The following is a 22,084-nucleotide window of genomic DNA, read 5'->3' as shown; positions in this document are numbered from 1 at the left end:
GCGATAAAGGTCAAGGTTCGCGACGATCCGCCGCCTGCATATAGGCGCTTCCAGGGTCCGCGTCAGGTCCATCCGCGCACGACGTTGCATGGCCAAGCCTCCTCGTGTTAGCGACCCCGCTCTCCCGAGCCCGCCGTCTTCAGAGATCACCGACGTGACCGACTTCCCGCCGCCGAACCCCAATGCGCTCGGCCCGAACGGTCCTGGAGGTCCGCAAGGGCCGATGATCCGCATCCTGGCGCAGTTTACGCGCGACTTGTCTTTCGAAAACCCCAACGCGCCGGACTCTCTTCGCCAGGGGGCGGAGCCGCCGGCCATCGACATGGGCGTGGAGATGAGCGCCAAGGGCCGGCCGGACGGCTATTACGAGGTGGACCTGAAGCTCAGCGCCAAGGCGACCCGCCAGGCCGAGACGGTGTTCCAGATCGAGCTGGTCTATGGCGGCCTGTTCGAGCTGCAGAACTTTCCGGAGGACCAGCTGGAGCTGGTGCTGCTGATCGAATGCCCGCGCTTCCTCTTCCCCTACGCCCGGCGGATCATCTCGGACATGACGGCGGAGGGCGGCTACCCGCCCTTCCACCTGGAGCCCATAGACTTCGCCGCCGTCTACGCCGCCCAGCGGGCGCAGGGTGGGCCGGCGACGATCGGGAACGCCTGAACGTTCCGAAGGCATTGAGAGCTTAAGGATCAACGCCAGCAGCGCCTCATGTGAGCCGGGCGAGTCCAGCGTCCGTCCTATAAGTTCCCCTGCTCTTCCAACGGCGGGTGGTCGTGCGGGCCGTAGTAGAGCGCCGCGCACTCCGCCCGCAGCACGCCGCCCTCGATGGTAAGGTCGTGGCGGTAGGCGTCCTCGATAAACTGCATCGTGTCGATGTGGCGGTCCTCGAAATACATCCGGTGCACGTCCTCTCGCCCCGCGCCGAACACCACCCGTCCCACCTTCGACCAGATCGACGCCATGGTGCACATGCCGCAGGGCTGCAGCGTGCTGTAGAGCACCGCACCGCGCAGCTCGGGGTCCTGAAGCTTGGCGCCTGCGGCGCGGATGGCGGTGATCTCGGCATGGGCGGTGGGGTCGTGGTCGTCCTCCACCCGGTTGCGTTCGGTGGCGATGATCTGGCCGTCTTTCACGATAACGCAGCCTATGGGGGAAACGCTCGGGTCCGCGCTCCGCTCGGTGGCGACACGCATCGCCTCGCGCATGAAGCGTTCGTCCTCGAGACTCGACATGCAACGCCACTCGACTGACCGCCCGACACCGGGCGGGAGCGAAAGCGTTCAGGCGGCGGCGCGTTCCGCCATCTCGGCCACGATGGCGTTGGCGGCGGCGCGGGGATCGGCGGCGTGGGTGATCGGGCGGCCGCTGACCAGGTGGCTGGCGCCTGCGGCCAGGGCCTGGGCCGGGGTGGCGGCGCGGGCCTGGTCGTTCTTCGCCGCCCAGCTCGGCCGCACGCCCGGCGTCACCACCAGGAAGTCGGGCCGGCCCGCCTCAGCGCTGATGCGGCGGGCCTGCGCCGCCTCGTGCGGGCTGGCCACCACGCCGTCGGCGCCGGCGTCCAGGGTCTGGCGCACCCGGCGCTCGACAAGGGCGTCCAGCTTCAGCCCGTAGCTCAGATCGGCCAGGTCGTCTTCGGTCAGGCTGGTCAGCACGGTGACGCCGAGGATCTTCACCTGCCTGTCGCCGTCGCGGCCCTTCACCGCGGCGGCCAGCACCTGGGGCTCGGCGTGGACGGTGAGGAAGTCGCAGGCGCCGGTGGCCGTGATGGCGGCCGTGGCGCGGCGCACCGTTTCGCCGATGTCGTGAAGCTTCCAGTCGGTGAACACCTGTCGGCCGTCGGCCTTGAGCTCGCGCGCCAGGGCCATGCCGTCGGTGGCCAGCAGCTCCAGGCCGATCTTGTAGAAGCTGATCGCGTCGCCGATGCGCTCCACCATCGCCTCGGTCGAGGCGCGGTCGGGCAGGTCGAGCGGGCAGATCAGGCGCGGGTCGGCGGTCACGGGCGGCTCTTTTGGTGATGCCCCGGAGACTTGTGGGGCGAGCTATGCTGCAAGAGGGCGCGCCGGCGCATGCCGGGTAAGGGAGGGCGGCCGGTGGGACCGTGGACGTTCGGGGTCAACATCTTCATCGCGCTGTTTGCGCTGATCGACCCCGTGGGCATGGTGCCGCTGTTCGCCGCCGCCACCTCGGCCGCGCCGGCCGCGGCCCAGAGGCGCATCGCCCTGTATGTGGCCCTGTTCACCTTCGTGTTCATGTCGGCCTTCTTCCTCACGGGCCTCGGCATGCTGAAGTTCTTCGGCATCTCCATGCCGGCCTTCCGGATCGCGGGCGGGCTGATGCTGCTGCTGATGGGGCTGAACATGGCGCGCGACGACTTCTCTACCATGTTCGCCGAGGTGGCGCACGAGGCGGGCGAGTCGCTGGACGCCCGCACCTACGCCCGGCGGCGGTTCGAGGACCTGATCGTGCCCTTCGGCATGCCGCTGCTGGTGGGGCCGGGCGCCATCTCGGCCGCGGTGATCTATGCGGGCGAGGCGCGGCCGATGGGCTGGCGCGGCTATGCGGCCGGAGTAGGCGGCATCTTCGCCGTGTCGGCGGTCACGTGCCTGGTCTTCGTCGCCAGCCGGCTGGTCTCGCGGGTGCTCGGCAAGATCGGCATGACCATCGTGGTGCGGGTGCTGGGGCTGATCCTCACCGCCATGGCGGTGCAGTTCATCATCGTGGGCATGGCCGGCGCCACCCACGACCTCGTCAGCCTCTCCGCCGCCCAGCCCTACCCCGCCAAGCACAGGTAGGGCTGCGGCTTGACCCGCATGACCAGTCCGTTCAAGCGAGCGGGATGGATGCGCCCGCCTGCCGCCTGTACCTGATCACTCCGCCGACCCTGCCGGACCTGGGCGCGTTCGCCGCCTGCCTGGAACAGGCGCTCGACGCCGGCGACGTGGCCGCGCTGCAGATCAGGCTGAAGGACGTGGACGATCAGGCGATCGCCCGGGCCGTCGAGGTCTTGGCCCCCCTCGCCCAGCCCCGGGGCGTTGCGGTGATCCTGAACGACCGGCCCGACCTCGCCGCGCGGCTCGGCTGCGACGGCGTGCATGTGGGCCAGCAGGACGCCAGCTACGGTGAAGCGCGCCGGTCCGTCGGCCGCCAGGGCATGGTGGGCGTCACCTGCCATGACAGCTTCCACCTGGGGCTGGAGACGGCGGAAGCGGGCGCGGACTACGTCGCCTTCGGCGCCTTCTTCGACACCGCCACCAAGCCGGCCAGTCACCGGGCAGAGCCTGAGCTGCTCACCGCCTGGCAGGCGGCCATGCTGACGCCGTGCGTCGCCATCGGCGGGATCACCGTGCAGACGGCGGAGGGCCTCGCCCGGGCGGGCGCCGACTTCCTGGCCGTCAGCGCCGGCGTCTGGGACTATCCGGAAGGTCCCGCCGCAGCGGTGCGCGCCTTCAACACGGCGATGCAGCAGGGTGCGGCGAGGCGGACAGGCTGAGCCGCGCCTCACCGGCGACCTCCCGCAAAGCTTGTGCGCGGCCTTCCTTTCCGGTCCAAGGGGCCAAATCCAGTCGCCGGACCCCCTGGCTCTCCAGCATGCTCTTCGTCCAACGCTACCTGTTCAGGGAACTGCTGCTCCCCACGCTGGCCGCCACCGCGGCCCTGACCGGGGTGGCCGTGCTCAGCGGCAGCCTGCAGCTGCTGACCATCGTGGTCAGCCAGCGTCAGGCGGCGTGGCTGTTTCTACGGCTGGTGTCGCTGACCATCCCCAACCTGATCAGCTTCGTGCTGCCGATCGCGGCCTTCGTGGCCACCCTGTTCACGGTCAACAAGCTGCACACCGAGCAGGAGATCGTGGTCTGCTTCGCCGCGGGCATGAGCCGCTGGCAGGTCGCCAGTCCCGCCCTGCGCCTTTGCGCCTGGGCGGCCATGGTCATGCTGGTGATCAGCCTGTGGCTGGCGCCTCTCTGCGGCCGCATCACCCGCGAGGAGCTGTTCAAGGCCCGCACCGACCTGGTCGGAAGCCTGGTCAAGGAGGGCCAGTTCAGCGAAAGCCCCGGCGGCCTGACCGTCTACGCCCAGCGCGTGGATGCGGAAAATCGACTGCATAACCTGTTCATCCACCAGCTCCGAACCGACCATAGTTCGGCGACTTATGACGCAAAAAGCGGGGTCATCGTGCGCAAGGGCGGGGCGCCGGTGTTGGTGATGCGGCAGGGCTCCAACGAGCAGTTCAGCCCTACCGGCGTGCTGAACTTTCTCAAGTTCGATGAATACACCCTGGACCTGACGCCCTATGTCAACACCGCCGACGTGCTCGCCTACAAACCGTCCGACATGTACCTGCACGAGCTGGTCTTCCCCGACCCGAAGGCTGGACTGAACAAGCCGTTGCGCAAGAAGATGTCGGCCGAGTGGAACTCACGCCTCACCGCGCCGATGTACATCCCGCTCTTTGTGCTGTTCGCCTTGATCGCGGTGCTCGGCGGCGGGTTCAGCCGGCTGGGCTATGCGCGGCGCATCGGGATCGCCGCCTTGCTCGCCCTCGTGGTCCGCCTGCTGGGGGTGACCGTGCAGGCGCTCTGCGAGTCCACCCCCGCGCTGGACGTCCTGCAATGGATGATCCCGCTGGTCGCGCTCTTCTACGCGGCGCGCATCCTGTTCCGGGGGGGCCGCAGCGCCTCGCACGCGGCCCCGCTCGGCTCCGAGCTGAAGCCGATTGGAGCCTGAGGATGATGTGCATCCGCGCCGTCGCTTCCGTCTGCCGCCGCTCCGGACTTGCCATACTGTGCAGGACCATCCAGCCCTGTCGGACGTGACCTTGCCCGATCCCAAGCCGCCCGCCGCACCCACCCCGCTGGCCGAGCGGATCGTCGCCAGCCTCACCTACCGCGTCGGCAAGGACGTCAGGGCCGCCCGGCCGCACGACTGGCTTGCGGCCACCATCCTGACCGTGCGGGACCAGATCATCGACCGCTGGATGGCCTCCACCCGGTCCGCCCATGGCGCCGGCGCCAAGCGGGTCTATTATCTCAGCCTGGAGTTCCTGATCGGGCGGCTGCTCCGCGACGCCCTCACCAACCTCGGCATGAACGAGGAGGTGCGCGAGGCGCTCGCCTCCCTCGGCGTGGACCTCGCCGCCATCGAGGAGATCGAGCCGGACGCGGCGCTCGGCAACGGCGGCCTGGGCCGGCTCGCCGCCTGCTTCATGGAGAGCCTCGCCTCCCTGGACCTGCCCGCCTACGGCTACGGCATCCGCTACGTCAACGGCATGTTCCGCCAGCGCATCGATGACGGCTGGCAGGTGGAGCTGCCCGAGACGTGGCTGGCCCACGGCGATCCCTGGGAGTTCGAGCGCCGCGAGAGCAGCTATCACATCGGCTTCGGCGGCGAGGTGGTGAGCACCGACACGGGGGGGGCCAAGTGGCGCCCGGCCGAGCGGGTGATCGCCACGGCCGTGGACACGCCGGTGGTCGGCTGGCGGGGCGTGCGGGTGAACACGCTTCGCCTATGGACCGCCCAGGCGGTGGACCCGCTGAAGCTCGAGGCCTTCAACGCCGGCGACTATGCCGCCGCCTTGGCCGACAGCAACCGAGCGGAGCAACTGACCCGCGTCCTCTACCCCGCTGACGCCCACCCGGCCGGGCAGGAGCTGCGCCTGCGCCAGGAATATTTCTTCTCGTCGGCTTCGCTGCAGGACGTGGTGCGCCGCCACATGCAGTATTTCGGCGACATCCGCACCCTGGCTGACAAGGCCGCCATCCAGCTCAACGACACCCACCCCGCAGTGTCGGTGGCCGAGCTGATGCGGCTGCTCGTCGACGTGCATGACCTGGAGTTCGACGAGGCCTGGCGAATCACCCAGGCAACCTTCGGCTACACCAACCACACGCTCTTGCCCGAGGCATTGGAAACCTGGCCGCTGCCCATGTTCGAGCGGCTCCTGCCCCGCCACATGCAGCTGATCTACGCCATCAACGCCCGGCTGCTGCGAGAAGCCCGAAGCCGTCCGTGGGCGGACGACCGGGCGATCTCCGCCATTTCGCTGATCGACGAAAGCGGCGAGCGGCGGGTGCGCATGGCCAACCTTGCCTTCGCCGGGGCCCACAGCGTCAATGGGGTCGCGGCCCTGCACACCCGGCTGATGAAGCAGACGGTGTTCGCCGACCTCCATCGTCTGTACCCGGAGCGCATCAACAACAAGACCAACGGCATCACGCCCAGGCGCTGGCTGCAGCAGTGCAACCCGGCGCTCACCGGCCTGCTTCGCGAGACCATCGGCGACGCTTTCCTGGATCGAACCGAGGCGACGTCCGCGCTGGAGGCTCATGCCGACGAGGGCGACTTCCAGGCCAGGTTCGCCGCGGTGAAACGAGCCAACAAGGCGGCCTTGTCCGACCACATCCGCCGCCATATCGCTGTGAGGCTTGACCCGGACGCGATGTTCGACGTTCAGATCAAGCGGATTCACGAATACAAGCGCCAGCTGCTCAACATCGTCGAGACGGTCGCCCTCTACGACGACATCCGATCGCACCCCGAGCGCGACTGGGCGCCGCGGGTCAAGATCTTCGCGGGTAAGGCGGCCTCGAGCTACCATAACGCCAAGCTGATCATAAAGCTCGCTAACGATGTGGCTCGCCGGGTCAATGCCGACACGTCTACCCAGGACCTGCTGAAACTTGTTTTCGTCCCCAACTACAACGTGTCGCTGGCCGAGCGGATCGTCCCCGCCGCCGACCTGTCCGAGCAAATCTCCACCGCCGGCATGGAGGCCTCGGGCACCGGCAACATGAAGCTGGCCCTGAACGGCGCCCTGACCATCGGCACGCTCGACGGCGCCAACATCGAAATCAGGGACCGGGTGGGGCCGGACAACATCTTCATCTTCGGCCTGACCGCGGACGAGGTCGCCGGCCGCCGCCAGGCCGGCTACCATCCCGCCGACTGCATCGCCCAGTCCCGCGAGCTGTCTCAGGCCCTGACCGCCATCGCCTCGGGCGTCTTCTCGCCAGACGACCCGGCCCGTTATTCGGGTTTGGTGGCTGAACTCTACAACGATGACCGCTTCATGCTCTGCGCTGACTTCGACGCCTACACCCGCGCCCAGCGCGAGGTGGACGCGCTCTGGCGCACCCCCGCCGCCTGGTGGAGCAAGGCCATCCGCAACACCGCGGGCGTCGGCTGGTTCTCCTCCGACCGCACGATCAGCGAGTATGCGCGAGACATCTGGGAGGTGATGTAGGGGTAAGACGACGGGCGGCTCGCGAAGAAAGGGACGCTTGCGCCATTGGTGGCTTCACGACTCAGCCGGTATAGCTGTCCTGGTCGGCGACGCATTCTCGCACACGCACCGGGCGCGCCGTCGGCGTAAGGTCGCTTGTCCAGCATTTGGCTCTCGCAAAGGGGATGAGAACCGAAGTCGAGCGGTCGCCGCCGCGCACAAGAGGGTTCAACCCCTCACCAACTCCCTCTAGCCTTGCGCGGGCATGACCGCGCCTTCCGCCTTCGCGCCCGCCGCCGACACCACGCCGGTGATGGCGCAGTTCCTGGCCGCCAAGGCGGCGCAGCCGGACGCCCTGCTCTTCTTCCGCATGGGCGACTTCTACGAGCTGTTCTTCGAGGACGCCAAGACCGCCGCGCAGGCGCTCGGCATCGCCCTAACCCACCGCGGCAAGCACGCCGGCCAGGACATTCCCATGGCGGGCGTGCCCGTCCACGCCATGGAGCCCTACCTCGCCAAGCTGATCCGCCAGGGCTTCAAGGTCGCCGTCTGCGAGCAGATGGAGGACCCCGCCGAGGCCAAAAAGCGCGGCGGGTACAAGGCGGTGGTCCGGCGCGAGCTGGTCCGGGTGCTGACCCCCGGCACCCTGACCGAGGACACGCTGCTCGACGCCCGCGGCGCCAACCGGCTGGCGGCTGTCGCGGTGAAGGGCGCCCAGGCGGCGCTCGCCAGCGTCGAGCTCTCCACCGGCGAGGTGGAATGCCTTATCATGGACAAGGCGGCGCTCGGCCCCAGCCTGGCCGCGCTCCGCCCGTCTGAAGTGCTGGCGGTGGAGCGCCTGTTCGCCGACGAGGCCTCGGCCGAGGCCCTGAAGTCTTCCGGCGGCGCCGTCCAGCCGATGGCCGCAGCCCTGGCTGACCCCGCGGGGGCCGAGGCGCGGGTGAAGCGGCTCTACGGCGTCGACACGCTCGACGGCTTCGGCGCGCTGACCCTGCTGGAGGTCGGCGCGCTTGGCCTCATCGCCGCCCACCTGGAGACCACCCAGGCAGGCAGGCTCCCCGCCTTGCGCGCCCCCCGCCGCGGCGCGGCCGCAGACGTCATGTCCATCGACCCCGCGACACGCGTTTCGCTGGAGCTGGAGCGCACCCAGGGCGGCGCGCGGGAGGGTAGCCTGCTCTCGGCCGTGGACCGCACCCTCACCGCCGCCGGCGCCCGCAAGCTGGCCGACCGCCTGGCCCGACCTCTGCTGGATGTCGCCCGCATCAATGTCCGCCTTGATGCGGTGCAGCATTTTGTGGAGCGCCCCGGACTTCGCGCCCGATTGCGAGAGGTGCTGAAAAGCTCCGCTGACATGGCGCGGTCCCTCTCTCGTCTGGCGCTCGGCCGCGGCGGCCCGCGTGACTTGGGCGCCGTACGCGCTGGCTTGGCGGCGGGCGAGGACATCTGCGCCCTGTTCGCCACCCTTCACGGCCCCCTCGACGTCCCCCCGGTCGGGATCAGCGAAGCGCTGGCCGCCCTAAGCCTTTCGACCCAACCCGCGTTGGAGCAGCTGTTCAGGACGCTACGCACCGCCCTCGAACTGGAGCTGCCCCTGTCCGCCCGCGACGGCGGTTTCATCGCCGCCGGCTACCGGCCGGAACTCGATCAAACCCGCTCACTGCGGGACGATAGCCGCCGGGTCATCGCGGCACTGGAGAGCCGGCTGCAGAAGGACAGCGGCGTGGCGCTCCGCATCCGCCACAACGCCGTGCTCGGCTACTTCGTGGACTGCACGGCGAAACAGGCGGACGCCCTGATGCAGCCGCCGCTCAGCACCTTGTTCATCCACCGCCAGACCACCGCCAACCAGGTCCGCTTCACGACCGGCGAGCTGGCCGAGCTCGACGCCCGGATCTCCCAGGCCGGCGACCGGGCGCTGGCCATGGAGCAGGAGAGCTTCGAGGCCCTGCGCCGCCAGGCCTGCGATCTCGCGGGCCAGCTCGCCGATGCCGCCGACGCCCTGTCGGGCCTGGATGTCGGCTCGGCGCTGGCGGAATGGGCGATGGACGTAGAGGCCACGCGCCCGCAAATTGATGACTCCACCGCCTTCGAAGCCGAAGGGGCCCGTCACCCGGTGGTGGAAGCCGCCGTGCGTCGCGCCGGCCAGCCCTACACCCCCAACGACTGCCGGCTGGACGGCGGCGGAGTCGGCTGCCCGCGCCTGGCCATCGTCACGGGCCCGAACATGGCCGGCAAATCGACCTTCCTGCGCCAGAACGCGCTCCTCGCCGTCCTGGCCCAGGCTGGCTCCTATGTGCCGGCGAGACGGCTGCGGCTCGGCGTGGTGGATCGCCTGTTCAGCCGGGTGGGCGCCGGCGACGACCTCGCCCGGGGCCGCTCCACCTTCATGACCGAAATGGTGGAGACCGCCGCCATCCTGACCCAGGCCACGCCGCGGTCGCTGGTCGTGCTGGACGAGATCGGCCGCGGCACCGCCACCTATGACGGCCTGGCCATCGCCTGGGCCTGCGCCGAGGCCCTGCACGACGCCAATCGCTGCCGCGCCCTGTTCGCCACCCACTACCATGAGTTGGCGAAGCTGGAGCAGAGGTTGTCGGCCTGCTGCAACCTCTCCATGCGCGCCAGGGAATGGCGGGGCGAGCTGGTCTTTCTGCACGAGGCGGTGGAAGGCCCCGCCGACAGGTCCTACGGCGTCCAGGTCGCCAAGCTCGCTGGCGTGCCCGCCCCCGTGGTCGCCCGCGCTCGCCAGGTGCTCGCCAGGCTCGAACGCGATCCCAGCTCGCCGGCGCGCCTGGACGACCTCCCGCTGTTCGCCGCCGCGAGGCCGCCCGAGGCGGTGGAGCCATCGCGGCTTGAGGCCGGGCTGGCTGCGATCGACCCGGACGCCCTCACGCCCCGCGAGGCTCTGGAGGCGCTTTACCGGTTGAAGGGCCTGACCGCGCCATCTTAGCCGTTGCCGCATAGGGCAGGTGCACTAACTTCAGCCGATGCCGACCGGCCTGCGCACCTTTTCGACCCCTCCGCCGATCGACGGCGAAGCGCTTTGCGCGGCCTTGGATGAGATCGGCCGGGAGTGCGCCGATCCGGGCGTGCGGCGAGCGGAGGTTGTGCGCCTGCTCAGGGCCACGCTGGACCGCGGTCGGGCTGACGTCCGCGCCCGTTTGGACGCGGGGGCGGGCGGGATCGAGACCGCCCGCCTCCTAGCTCAGCTGGTGGACGAGATCGTGGTCGCACTGCACCGCTTCGCTGTCGCCTGCCTGTCGCCAGGCGAGGCGCCCTTGGCCCAGTCGCTCTCGGTGGTGGCGGTGGGCGGCTACGGGCGCGGGACCATGGCCCCCTGCTCCGACATTGACCTTCTGTTCCTGAAGGGCTCCAGGAGCGATGCGGGCGTGGAGCCGGCCATCCAGGTGATGCTCTACACGTTGTGGGATGTCGGCTTCAAAGTCGGTCACGCCTCGCGCACGGTGGACGAGTGCCTGCGCTTCGCCCGGGAGGACTTCACCATCCGCACGTCGCTGCTGGAGGCGCGCTGGGTGGCGGGGGATCAGGGCTTGGCGGATGCACTGAAGCGCCGCTTCCGCCGCGAGGTGGTGGACGGCTCCGGAGCGGAGTTCGTGGCCGCCAAGCTTGCCGAGCGCGACGCCCGCCATTCTAAGGCCGGCGCCTCGCGCTACATGGTCGAGCCCGACGTCAAGGAGGGCAAGGGCGGACTGCGCGATCTCAACACCCTGTTCTGGATCGCCCAGTACCTGCACCCGGTCGACCAACCGTCCGAGCTGGTGCGGCTGCAGGAGTTCACCCGCCGCGAGGTCAAGGCCTTCGTCCGCGCCTTCGACTTCCTCTGGGCTACCCGTTGCTACATGCACTTCATCACCCGAAGGCCCGAAGAGCGGCTGACCTTCGACCTGCAGCCGGAGGTCGCTCGGCTGATGGGCTACGCGGACGCCACGGGTGCGCTTGGCGAAACCGCCTCGGTGGAGCGCTTCATGCGCCGCTACTTTCTGATCGCGCGCGAGGTCGGCGTGCTGACCCGCATCTTCTGCGCCAAGCTGGAGGCCGAGCACGCCAAGCAGCCGCAAGGCCTGGCGCGCCTGCTCCCCCGCCGGGCGCCCAGGCAGCGGGAGCTGGAGGACGCCTTCTACGAGGAGGCGGGACGGCTGAATGTGCGGGGCGAACAGGCCTTCGCCGCCGATCCGGTGCGCCTGATCCGCATCTTCAAGGTGGCGGACGCCAACAACCTCGACCTGCACCCCGACGCCTTCGCCACCGTCACCCGGTCGCTGAACCTGATCGGCGCCAAGCTGCGCCGCGATCCCGCCGCCGCTCGCGCCTTCCTGGACGTGCTGGCCTTCGGCCAGGAGACCTTCCGCACCCTCACCCTGATGAACGAGGCGGGCGTGCTCGGCCGCTTCCTGCCGGAGTTCGGCCGCATCGTCGGCCAGATGCAGTTCAACATGTACCACGCCTACACCACCGACGAGCACACGCTCCGGGGCGTCGACGTGATCGCCGAACTCGCCGCCGGCCGGCTGGCGAAGGACCATCCCCTGGCCGTCAGCGTGCTGCCCCTGGTGGCCGATCGCGAGGCGCTGTTCCTGGCCGTGCTGCTGCACGATACCGGCAAGGGCGGGGCGCCCGGAGGGCAGTCCCTGGCCGGCGCCCGCAACGCCCGCATCGCCTGCGAGCGGCTGGGCTTGAACCCTGAGCGGGTGGACACGGTGGCTTGGCTGGTCGAGCACCACCTGCTGATGTCGGAAACGGCCCAGAAGCGCGACCTCGGCGATCCGCGCACCATCTCGGCCTTCGCCCGCACCGTGGCGGAGCCCGAGCGGCTGCGCGCCCTGGCCATCCTCACCGCCGCCGACATCCGCGCGGTAGGTCCGGGCGTGTGGAACGGCTGGAAGGGCCAGCTCCTGCGCCAGCTCTACATGGCGACCGAGGCGGTGTTCCGGGGCGGCCGGCCCTCGGACCTCGGCTTCGAGTCGGTGGACGACGTGCAGCAGGTGCTCGCCGCCAGCGCCCGCAAGCGCCTGGCCGCCGCCCATCCGGAGGCGGCCGAGGCGGTCCGCCGCTGGGCCGGTAGCATGGAGGACGCCTACTTCGTCCCCTTCCCGGCCAGGGCGCAGGCCCAGCACTTCGCCCTGGTGGAGCGGGCCGAGCGGGACGGGGCCGCGGCCTCCGCCCGCCTCATGGCCGACTGGAACGCCGTCGAGATCACGGTGGCCGCCCGCGACCGGCGCGGCCTGTTCGCCGACCTGGCGGGAGCGATGGCGGGGCTCGGCGCCAACATCGTGGGCGCGCGGGTCTACACCTCCGCCTCCGGCGGCGCCCTGGACGTCTTCAGCGTTCAGGACAGCCTGGGCGGCCCCTATGGCGAGGGCGACGCCCGCGGCCTCGACCGCCTGCTCTCGGCGTTGGAGCGGGCCGGGCGAGGCGAGGGTGCCGAGCCGGCTCCGGAGGCCGCGCCACTCGGTCGCGCGGCCGCCTTCGCCGTGGCGCCGCGGGTGGTGGTGGACAACGACGCCTCGGACATGGCCACGGTGGTCGAGGTCTCCGGCCGCGACCGGCCGGGCCTGCTGCAGGCGCTCGCCCGCACCTTCGCCTCCGCCGGCCTCTCGGTGCAGTCGGCCCACGTGGAGAGCTTCGGCGAACGGGCGGTGGACGCCTTCTACCTGATCACCGCCGACGGGCTGAAGCTGTCGGACCCCCACGCCCTCTCCGCGTTGAAGGCCGCTCTCACGGCCGTGCTGCTGGAGATCGAACCGGCGGTGGAACGCGTCCGTGCCAAGGCCGCCGCGCGGGCGGGGTGAGGCTCTCTCCCTTCCCCCTCGATGGGGGAAGGGTCGGGGATGGGGGTGAGTGCGCCACGCTCAAGGAAGAGCGCGGCAGACGCCTCCCGCACCTCTTCGTTCGGCCGCGGTGCGAGCACCCCCACCCCTGCCTCTGCCCCATCGAGGGGGAGGGGTTCACTCGGCTGGCCGAGGGATCGACCCCATTCCTTGACCAGGCCCGCCCGCCCCGCTAGCCCCCCGGGGTGACTGGACCCAAGCCGCTCCCCCTGCCGGACGTCCCGGGTCTGGACGCGCCGGCGGCCGACGATCCGCTGTCGGAGGCGATCGCCCGGCCGGCCGTCCGCGCCGACACGCGCCCGCCGGGTCCCGCGCCGCCTGCGGCCCAGGGCTCTTCGCTGATCCGTTCGTCCCTGGTGGTGTCGAGCCTGACGCTGGTGAGCCGGGTCATGGGCTTCGCCCGCGACGTGGCGGTGAGCTACACCATGGGCGCCAGCCACGGCTATGCGGCCGACGCCTACAACACCGCGCTCGCCTTCCCCAACCTGTTCCGCCGTATCTTCGCCGAGGGCGCCTTCGCCGCCGCCTTCGTGCCGGCCTACTCCAAGGCCCTGGCGCGGGACGGGGAGGAGGCGGCCGACCGGCTCGCCGGCGACGCCATGGCGGTCCTCGCCGCGGCCACCATCGCCCTGACGGTCGTCGCGCAACTTGCGATGCCCTGGCTGATGTACGTCATCGCGCCGGGCTTCGCGAAGGACCCGGCCAAGTTCAAGCTGGCCGTGCTGCTGACCCAGATCGCCATGCCGTACCTGCCCTGCATGGCCATCTACGCCCACCTGTCCGGCGTGCTGACCGCACGGGGCAGGTTCGTCATCTACGCCCTGGCGCCGACGCTCCTGAACGTCGGCATGCTGATCGCCGTGCTGCCGACCCACAACGCCCGCGCCGCCGCGATCGCCGCGTCCTGGGGCGTGCTGGGCGCCGGGGTCGCCCAGGTGGCGCTGCTGACCTGGGGCGTGAGGAAGTCCGGCGCGGCGGTGCACTGGACGCTCCCGCGCCTGACGCCGGAGATCAAGGCCCTGATCGGCAAGGCGATCCCGGGCGCCGCGGCCGCCAGCGCCACCCAGATCAACATCTTCATCTCCGGCATCCTGGCCAGCCAGGTGAACGGCGCCCGCTCCTGGCTGGCGGTGGCCGACCGGCTGTACCAGCTGCCGCTCGGCCTGGTGGGCGTGGCCATGGGGGTGGCGCTGCTGCCGCGGCTCTCCCAGGCCGTGCAGGCGCATGACCAGCAGGGCGCCGACCAGGCCATGGACGAGGCCGTCGGCTTCTCGCTCGCCCTGACCCTGCCGGCGGCGGCGGCGTTGGTGGCCATGCCCTTCTTCCTCATCGACGGGCTGTTCACCCGCGGCGAGTTCAAGACCTTCGACGCGCTGCAGACGGCACACGCGCTGTTCTACTATGGCCTCGGCACGCCGGCCTTCGTGCTGAACCAACTGTTCACGCGCGCCTTCTTCGCCCGCGGCGACACCAAGACGCCCATGCGCTACGCCATCGCCGCAGTGGTGGTGAACGTGGCCGCGGGCCTGCTGCTCTACCTGTTGATCGGCTTCGCAGGCATCGCCGCGGCCACCGCACTCGCCGCCTGGCTCAACGTCATCCTGATGGCGGCGACCCTGCAGCGCAGCGGCGACTACGTGCCGGACTTGGAGGTGATCGTGCGCATCCGCAAGCTGATCGCCGCCAGCGTGGTGATGGGCCTGCTGATGGGCGCGCTGTCGTGGCTGCGGCCCCACTACCAGCACCTGTTGTTCCGCAAGGAGGCGGCGGTTGTGCTGGTGGTGCTGGCGGGCGCGTGCGCCTACCTCGCCCTGCTGTTCGCGTTCCGGGCGCTGACGCCCGCGGAGGTGCGCGGCGCCTTCCGCCGCTCGCCTAAGAGGGTGACGAGGTGACGTCGCTTGCACATCGGTATCTTATCTCCTCCTGCGAAGCGGGGGGAGGGGACCAGGCGAAGCCTGGTGAGGGAGTCTCGTTAGCCGCCACGGCGGATGCCGCGGCGCCCGGGGAGCCCCCTCCACCCCGCTTCGCGCGGTCCCCCTCCCCCGCTGCGCAGGGGAGGATAAGGGTCGCCGCCCCTGCCCTGAGCAATGATTCCTTCCAAAGGCAGGGTGGACAACCATGACCCACACCCCCCGCGTGCTCTCCGGCGTCCAGCCCTCCGGCGCGCTGCACCTCGGCAACTATCTCGGCGCCCTCAAAAAGTTCGTGGACCTGCAGGCCACCCACGACTGCTTCCTGTTCGTGGCCGACCTGCACGCAATCACGGTGTGGCAGGAGCCCGCGCGCCTGGCCGACCAGACCCGCGAGATCGCCGCCGCCTATCTGGCCGCAGGGCTCGACCCCGCCCGCGCCACCCTGTTTCCGCAGTCGGCGGTGCGGACCCATGCCGAGCTGGCCTGGGTGTTCAACTGCGTGGCGCGGCTGGGCTGGCTCGACCGCATGACCCAGTTCAAGGAGAAGTCCGGCAAGCACAAGGAGCGGAGTTCGGTCGGCCTCTACACCTATCCCGTGCTCCAGGCCGCCGACATCCTGGCCTACCGCGCCACCCACGTCCCCGTCGGTGAGGACCAGAAGCAGCACCTGGAGCTCAGCCGCGACATCGCGCAGAAGTTCAACACCGACTTCGAGGCCCCGGACTTCTTCCCCCTGCCCGAGCCGCTGATCCAGGGGCCGGGCGCCCGGGTCATGTCGCTGCGCGACGGCTCGGCCAAGATGAGCAAGTCCGACCCCTCGGACCAGAGCCGCATCAACCTCACCGACACCGCCGACGAGATCGCGGGCAAGATCAGGCGCGCAAAGACCGACGCCGAGCCGCTGCCCGACGATCCCGATGCACTCACCGGCCGGCCCGAGGCGAACAACCTGGTCGGCATCTACGCCGCGCTTTCCGGCGAGACCAAGGCTGAAGCGCTGGTGCGCTTCGCCGGCCAGGGCTTCGGCGCCTTCAAGCCGGCCCTGGCCGAGGTTGTGGTCGCGGCCATGACGCCGGTGGGCGAAGCCATGCGCCGCTACCTGTCCGACCCGGCCGAGATCGACCGGGTGCTCAGCGACGGGGCTGAGCGCGCGGCCGCTGTCGCGGAGCCAATACTGGCCGAGGTCAAGGCGAAGGTCGGGTTCTGGGGCGCCGCCGCAAAGATGTCGCAAACTTAACCTTGGCCGCTATGGCGGCCCGCTCGGGCCTGGCCCATCTTTCCCTCAGACAAGGTGTGGAACGATGACCGATCCCCTCTACCGCCCCGCCGGCCTGATGGCCGCCCAGTCCTCCGACAAGACCATGGTCGTGGTCACCTACGCCCTCTTCCTGGGCGGCTTCGTCACCGGGGGCGTCACGACGCTGATCGGCCTGGTCATGGCCTATGTGCTGCGGCGGGAGGCGAGCGAGCTGGCGCTGAGCCACTACGTCTTCCTGGCCCACACCTTCTGGAAGGGCCTGATCTGGCTCGCCATAGGCTGCGCCCTGTTGATCGTGGGTATCCCGCTGTCGATCATCCTCATCGGCATCCCGCTGCTGATCCTCGCCAAGCTGATCTTCGTGGTCGCCGCGATCTGGTACGGCGTGCGCTGCGTGCTCGGCCTTATGGCGGCCCTGGACGACCGCCCCTACGGCGCGCCGCGGAGCTGGCTGGTCTGAGCGGCGCCGCGGCCGAGCCGGGGCTCCCGCCCGGCTTCTTCGCCCGCGACGTGCTGACGGTGGCCCGTGACCTGATCGGCGTGCGGCTTTGGATCGACGGCGTCGGCGGGGCGATCGTAGAGACCGAGGCCTACCACCACGAGGACCCCGCCTCCCACAGCCATGCCGGCCTTAACCCCCGCATTGCGTCGATGTTCGGCGCGCCCGGCCACGCCTATGTCTACCGGTCCTACGGCCTCCATTGGTGTCTCAACCTGGTGTGCGGAACCGAGCCGGGGGGTGCGGTGCTCATCCGGGCGCTGGAGCCGCAGGACGGCCTGGACCGGATGCGCGCGCGGCGTGGCGTGGAGCCCGTCCGCCAGCTCTGCTCCGGCCCGGGCAAGCTCGGCCAGGCGCTGGCGGTGACCCGCGCCCTCGACGGCGCCCCGCTGGACGCGCCGCCTTTCCGCCTCGCGCCCGCGGAGCGGCCGTGGTTGATACAGGCGGGTGAGCGCATCGGCATCAGCCGCGCCCAGGCCCAGCCCTGGCGGTTCGGCGCGAGCGGATCGCCTTTTCTCAGCCGACCCTTCCCGCGCGCCTGAGGCAACCCCGTCCGCCAAGGCCGCGTTGCCGGACGTCAGCGTCAGCGTGCGGAGACCGCCATGCTTGAGAAACTCCCCCACGGCGTGGGCGCGGCCCTGGGCGCCGGTCCTGGCCTGGAGGCCATCCTCTACCACCAGGAGGCGGCCGCCGGCGCGCCGGAGAGCCTCGCCGTCACCAGTCCCGCCTTCTCGGACGGCGCCGCCATCCCCGCCCGCTTCACCGCCGACGGCGACAAGCTCTCCCCTCCGCTCGCCTGGAGCGGCGTGCCGGCGGAGGCTAAGGGCGTGGTGCTGGTGATCGAGGACCCGGACGCGCCTGCGCCCGCGCCGCTGGTCCACACCCTGGCCTGGGCGCTGCAGGGCCACGATGAGGAGCTGGCGGAAGGCGCGCTGAAGAGCCCGGGCTCGGGCGGCGAGGCCATCTCGCTCGGCCGCAACAGCTTCCTGAGCGCCCAATACCTGCCGCCGGACCCGCCGCCCGGCCACGGGCCGCATCGCTACTGCTTCCAGGTCTTCGCCTTGGACAAGGCGCTGGAGCTGCACGGTTCGCCGATCCGCACCCAGGTCGGGCACGCGATGAAGGGCCATGTCATCGCCAGGGGCCTGCTGGTCGGGACCTATGAGCGACCCTGAGCCCGCCTCCCGACTCCCTCCGACCTGAGAGCCTCCCCGCATGATCACGCTCTACACCTGGACCACGCCAAACGGCCGAAAAGTGTCTACAATGCTGGAGGAAGTGAGCCTCTCCTACACCGCGATACCGATCAACGTCGGCAAGAACGAGCAGTTTTCTCCCGACTTTCTGGCCATCAGCCCAAACAACAAGATCCCCGCCATCGTGGACGAGGAGGGCGTGGACCGCCGCCAGACGGTGTTCGAGACCTCCGCCATCCTCACCTACCTGGCCGAAAAGACCGGCCAGCTCCTGCCCGCCCACGGCCCGCGGCGGATCGAGGTGCAGGAATGGCTGGCCTGGTCGATCAGCGGCTACGCCCCCATGCTCGGCCAGTGGAACTACTTCGCCAAACGCGCGGAGGAGAAGACGCCGGCCGCCATCGAGCGCTTCACCACCGAGGCGGCGCGCCTGTTCGGCGTGCTGGAGGGGCGGCTGTCCCAAACCACCTACCTGGCCCACGACTATTCCATCGCCGACATCTCCACCTACACCTGGACGGCCGCCGTCCTGCACGGCTTCCGCGACGCCTCGCCGGACGCGCTCGGACCCACCCCGCACATCGAGCGCTGGATGTCCGAGATCGCGGCGCGCCCGGCGGTCCAGCGCGGCATGCGCGTTCCGGAGGTGTGAACGCGCTTGTGTCCACTGGCCGGCGACGCCCAAGCCCTAGCGGTGAACGAACCCGGAAGACGGGCAGGTCAGCGATTCGATCCCGATTCGTTGCGGCCGCGTTCTCCGGCATTAACCATCTGCGTTTACGCGCTTTGCGCTTGCCTGACGCATCCGCGCGTCCGATCTAACGGGCATGGCCGACCGCCCCACGGGCGCTGCGCCGTCACGGCTGGTGGCGGTGCTGGGACCCACGAACACCGGCAAGACCCACCTCACGGTGGAGCGCATGCTCGCCCACGCCTCGGGCATGATCGGCCTGCCGCTGCGCCTGCTGGCGCGCGAGATCTACGACCGCATCGTCAAGCAGCGCGGCGCCCGCTCGGTCGCTCTGATCACCGGCGAAGAGAAGATCGTCCCCCCTCGCGCCACCTACTTCGTCTGCACGGTGGAGGCCATGCCCCTCACCCGCCAAGTGGAGTTCCTCTGCGTGGACGAGATCCAGCTCTGCGCCGATCCCGCCCGCGGCCACGTCTTCACCCACCGCCTGCTGAATGCTCGCGGCACTTCGGAGACCATGTTCCTGGGCTCCGCCACCATGGCCCCGCTCATCCGCCGCCTGCTGCCGGGCGTGGAGTTCCAGACCCGCGAGCGCTTCTCGCAGCTCACCTACGCCGGCTCGAAGAAGCTCACTCGCCTGCCCCGCCGCTCGGCGGTCGTCGCCTTCTCCACCGAGAACGTCTACGCAATCGCGGAGCTAATACGCCGCCAGCGCGGTGGTGCGGCGGTCGTAATGGGCAGCCTGTCGCCCCGCACCCGCAACGCCCAGGTGGCCCTCTACCAGTCCGGCGAGGTCGACTTCCTGGTCGCCACCGACGCCATCGGCATGGGCCTGAACATGGACGTGGACCATGTGGCCTTCGCCGGCCTGCGCAAGTTCGACGGCAAGCGCACCCGCTGGCTCTACCCCCAGGAGGTCGGCCAGATCGCCGGGCGTGCGGGGCGCTACCGCACCGACGGCACCTTCGGCGTCACCGGCGAGGCCGACGAGATCGACGAGGACCTCGTCACCTCGGTGGAAGAGCACCTCTACGAGCCCGTGGCGGCCGCGGAATGGCGCAGCGCCGACCTGGAGTTCGCCTCCCTAAAGGGCCTGCTCCGCTCGCTCGCCGCCCCGCCCACCTGCGACGGCCTGAAGCTCGCCGAGGAGAGCCTGGACGAGACCACCCTGCGCCAGCTGGCGCTTGACCCCGACCTGGAACGTCGCATCGGCCCGGACCGTGGCAAACTGCGCAAGCTCTGGGAGGTCTGCCAGACCCCGGACTTCCGCAAGACCACGCTCGACGAACACGTGCGCCTCTGCCGCACCGTCTTCGACCACCTGACCTCCCGCAACGCCCGCCTGCCGGAGGATTGGATCGCCGGCCAGTTCTCAAGCCTCGACCACGTGGAGGGCGAGATGGACGTCCTGGCCCAACGCCTGGCCGGGGTGCGCACCCTGGCCTACGCCGCCGCCCGCCCCGACTGGCTGCGCGACCCCGGCCACTGGCAGGCCAGATGCCGCCAGCTGGAGGACCGCCTCTCGGACACCCTGCACGAGAAGCTGGTGGCGCGGTTCATCGACCGCCGCACCTCCGCGCTGATGCGCGGCCTGAACCTGCGTGAGGACGTGCTGGCCGGCGTCGGCGCCGACGGGACCGTGACGGTGGAGGGCCACTATGTCGGCCGCCTGCGCGGCCTGCGCTTCGATCTCGCGCAAGGCTCCAGCGCGCTCGAGGACAAGACGCTCCGCGCCACCGCCCAGCGCGCCGTGGCCCCGGAGGTCACGCGCCGCCTGGGCGCCCTCGCCGCCGCCGCCGACGAAGCCTTCAGCCTTTCCCCCGACGGCGCCCTCAGCTGGAGCGGCGAGCCCGCAGGCCGGCTAAGCGGCGGCCGCCCCTTCGCCCCCAAGTGCACCCTCTACGGCGAGATGGGCGCGGAGCCCGCCCGCGAACGCGCCCGCCGCCGCCTGGAGGCCTTTGTGGCCGGAGAGGCCAGCCGCCGCCTCGCCCCCCTGAAGGCCCTGGAGAATGCGATTGCGCAAGGGAGCCTGCACGGCCTCGCCCGCGGCGTCGCCTACCGCATGATGGAGGCGGGCGGCGTGCTCGTCCGGCGCGAGGTGGCCGCCGACATCGCGGCCCTCAGCCAGGGCGAGCGCCGCGCGCTCCGCAGCCTGGGCGTCAGGCTGGGCGCCTTCAGCCTTTTCCTCCCGGGCGTCCTGACCGAAACCGCCGCGCCCCTGCTCCAGGCCTTTGCGACAGTCGAGGCGCCCGGCTGGCGCCCCCCGCCTCATCTGCCGAGCCAGCTTCCGTCGCCCGAGACTGCCGCCGAAGTGCTCGGATGGCGAGGCCTCGCGCCGGTGGGCGAGCTGGCCGTGCCCGTCGCGATGCTGGAAGCCTTGTCTGACCTTATCCGCCGCGCGGAGCGAGAAGCCGGCGGGGTGTTGCTCCCCGCCGCCGACATCGCGTCCATCGGCCTTGAGCCCGCCCCGGCCGCTCGGCTCTTGAAGGCCCTAGGCTACGCTCGCGCTCGCCAAGCCAAGGCGGGCGAGCCCGACCTCTGGAGATACAGGCAGCCAAGGCCTGCAGGTTCAGCCGCAACCGTCGATGCGGTTCGGGCGGGGGTCGCCCCGAGTGCGCCGGCGCCTGGCGCCCACCCCTTCGCCGTTCTGGCCGCCCTGCAGCCCCAGGCTGAACGAGTCAAGCGCCGCCGCCCCCGCACCAGGCGCACCGCCGCCAAGCCATGACCGAGGCGGTCACGAGCGAGCCTTGCCGCCTCGACGTGTGGCTGTGGCGCGCCAGGTTCTTCAAGACGCGCAGCCTCGCCTCGCGCTTCATTGAGGAGGGACGGGTGCGCCTGCACCGCGACGGCGCGGAGGCTCGCATCGACAAGCCGAGCCGCGCCGTGCGGGTGGGGGACGGCCTGGTCTTCGCCCTGGGCGGCCGGGTCGTGGCGATCAGCGTCGCCGATCCCGGCTCCCGCCGAGGACCCGCCGTGGAAGCGCGCACTCTATACGTCGCGCTCGACGAGGCCTAAGCCCGGCCGGACGGCGTCCGGACATCGCGCCGTCGGGGTTGACAGCCGGGGCCCGCTTCCATAAATGCCGCCTCTCGCCGCGATGAAGGTCCGGCGACCCAGCCCCCAACGCAACGGCGCGCGAGTTCGTCTCGAATCTGTCGCCTATGCCCTAAGGGTAGGGAGGTCTCCTTCCCAAGCATCTCTCAGGATGTTGCGGGATTAGGAGCTTACAGGCGGAGTTTATCTGCTTGTGAGTTCTCAAAGAGATTTGAGAATATCAAAGAGGCCGGGCAACTTTGTTGTTGACCTCTTCGCCGGGTGGCCCTAAAAGCTGCTCATACGCCGAGGCCGCCGGGCGCAAACGGTAGCCGCTAGCCGCAAGGCTGGCCTGGTCTTTGACATTGTGAAGTGGAAAGGGACACGCAGGCGGCGGCGTTCTGGCGATTTGGTTTAACCGACCAGATCAA

The 22,084-nt window shown here is 70.3% G+C and carries 17 protein-coding genes; 15 read left to right on the top strand and 2 right to left on the bottom strand.

What is annotated here, in order from left to right; genetic code table 11:
- The first annotated feature begins 145 nt into the window (after window positions 1-145).
- Entirely contained in the window at window positions 146-658 is a 513-nt protein-coding gene (secB, locus tag HUV06_RS04395) for a protein-export chaperone SecB (protein ID WP_371810988.1), read from the top strand.
- Between the two features lie 77 nt (window positions 659-735).
- Here the strand turns inward: secB and HUV06_RS04390 are convergent, their stop codons facing one another.
- Complete coding sequence (locus HUV06_RS04390; protein ID WP_174300056.1) at window positions 736-1,230, bottom strand: nucleoside deaminase; 495 nt, start codon at window positions 1,228-1,230, stop codon at window positions 736-738.
- A 48-nt stretch (window positions 1,231-1,278) separates the two neighbouring features.
- The gene (gene pyrF, locus HUV06_RS04385) at window positions 1,279-1,995 is read right to left on the bottom strand and encodes an orotidine-5'-phosphate decarboxylase (RefSeq protein ID WP_174300055.1); all 717 of its coding nucleotides are present in this window, start codon (window positions 1,993-1,995) and stop codon (window positions 1,279-1,281) included.
- 93 nt (window positions 1,996-2,088) lie between these two features.
- On the opposite strand from pyrF, the gene HUV06_RS04380 reads away from it, so the two are divergent.
- The 14 genes from HUV06_RS04380 (at window position 2,089) to HUV06_RS04315 (ending at window position 21,635) form a co-directional block, all read left to right on the top strand.
- Window positions 2,089-2,790 carry a MarC family protein gene (locus tag HUV06_RS04380; protein WP_254600872.1) on the top strand — a complete coding sequence of 234 codons (702 nt, stop codon included), beginning with the start codon at window positions 2,089-2,091 and terminating at the stop codon, window positions 2,788-2,790.
- A gap of 44 nt (window positions 2,791-2,834) precedes the next feature.
- Window positions 2,835-3,488, top strand: a complete 654-nt coding sequence (gene thiE / locus HUV06_RS04375) for a thiamine phosphate synthase (RefSeq protein WP_174300053.1) — start codon at window positions 2,835-2,837, stop codon at window positions 3,486-3,488.
- Window positions 3,489-3,586: 98 nt separating this feature from the next.
- Window positions 3,587-4,720, top strand: coding sequence for an LPS export ABC transporter permease LptF (gene lptF / locus HUV06_RS04370; RefSeq protein ID WP_174300052.1), 1,134 nt, complete (start codon window positions 3,587-3,589; stop codon window positions 4,718-4,720).
- A gap of 58 nt (window positions 4,721-4,778) precedes the next feature.
- Entirely contained in the window at window positions 4,779-7,235 is a 2,457-nt protein-coding gene (locus HUV06_RS04365) for a glycogen/starch/alpha-glucan phosphorylase (RefSeq protein ID WP_174300051.1), read from the top strand.
- A 244-nt stretch (window positions 7,236-7,479) separates the two neighbouring features.
- Window positions 7,480-10,164, top strand: a complete 2,685-nt coding sequence (gene mutS / locus HUV06_RS04360) for a DNA mismatch repair protein MutS (RefSeq protein WP_174300050.1) — start codon at window positions 7,480-7,482, stop codon at window positions 10,162-10,164.
- A 37-nt stretch (window positions 10,165-10,201) separates the two neighbouring features.
- On the top strand, window positions 10,202-13,024 hold the full coding sequence (locus tag HUV06_RS04355) for a [protein-PII] uridylyltransferase (protein WP_174300049.1): 2,823 nt from the start codon (window positions 10,202-10,204) through the stop codon (window positions 13,022-13,024).
- A gap of 224 nt (window positions 13,025-13,248) precedes the next feature.
- Window positions 13,249-14,955 (top strand): murein biosynthesis integral membrane protein MurJ, encoded by a 1,707-nt coding sequence (gene murJ / locus HUV06_RS04350; RefSeq protein ID WP_256430017.1) that lies wholly within the window; start codon window positions 13,249-13,251, stop codon window positions 14,953-14,955.
- Window positions 14,956-15,181: 226 nt separating this feature from the next.
- Window positions 15,182-16,213, top strand: coding sequence for a tryptophan--tRNA ligase (gene trpS, locus HUV06_RS04345; RefSeq protein WP_174300048.1), 1,032 nt, complete (start codon window positions 15,182-15,184; stop codon window positions 16,211-16,213).
- Between the two features lie 64 nt (window positions 16,214-16,277).
- Window positions 16,278-16,694, top strand: coding sequence for a hypothetical protein (locus HUV06_RS04340; RefSeq protein ID WP_174300043.1), 417 nt, complete (start codon window positions 16,278-16,280; stop codon window positions 16,692-16,694).
- Complete coding sequence (locus HUV06_RS04335; protein ID WP_217433631.1) at window positions 16,610-17,275, top strand: DNA-3-methyladenine glycosylase; 666 nt, start codon at window positions 16,610-16,612, stop codon at window positions 17,273-17,275. The genes HUV06_RS04340 and HUV06_RS04335 overlap by 85 nt, the downstream gene beginning before the upstream one ends.
- A 60-nt stretch (window positions 17,276-17,335) precedes the next feature.
- A complete protein-coding gene (locus HUV06_RS04330; RefSeq protein ID WP_174300047.1) occupies window positions 17,336-17,908 on the top strand; it encodes a YbhB/YbcL family Raf kinase inhibitor-like protein in 573 nt (190 codons plus the stop codon).
- A gap of 40 nt (window positions 17,909-17,948) precedes the next feature.
- Complete coding sequence (locus HUV06_RS04325; protein ID WP_174300046.1) at window positions 17,949-18,581, top strand: glutathione S-transferase family protein; 633 nt, start codon at window positions 17,949-17,951, stop codon at window positions 18,579-18,581.
- Between the two features lie 175 nt (window positions 18,582-18,756).
- The gene (locus tag HUV06_RS04320) at window positions 18,757-21,345 is read left to right on the top strand and encodes a helicase-related protein (protein ID WP_174300045.1); all 2,589 of its coding nucleotides are present in this window, start codon (window positions 18,757-18,759) and stop codon (window positions 21,343-21,345) included.
- Window positions 21,342-21,635 carry an RNA-binding S4 domain-containing protein gene (locus HUV06_RS04315; RefSeq protein ID WP_174300044.1) on the top strand — a complete coding sequence of 98 codons (294 nt, stop codon included), beginning with the start codon at window positions 21,342-21,344 and terminating at the stop codon, window positions 21,633-21,635. The genes HUV06_RS04320 and HUV06_RS04315 overlap by 4 nt, the downstream gene beginning before the upstream one ends.
- Window positions 21,636-22,084: the final 449 nt, after the last annotated feature.

It is taken from the genome of Caulobacter sp. S45 (genome assembly GCF_903642205.1).
Taxonomy (GTDB): Bacteria; Pseudomonadota; Alphaproteobacteria; order Caulobacterales; family Caulobacteraceae; genus CAHJWH01.
The sequence above is the reverse complement of the archived record's forward strand: the minus strand, read 5'-3'. Positions and strand labels throughout refer to the sequence as shown.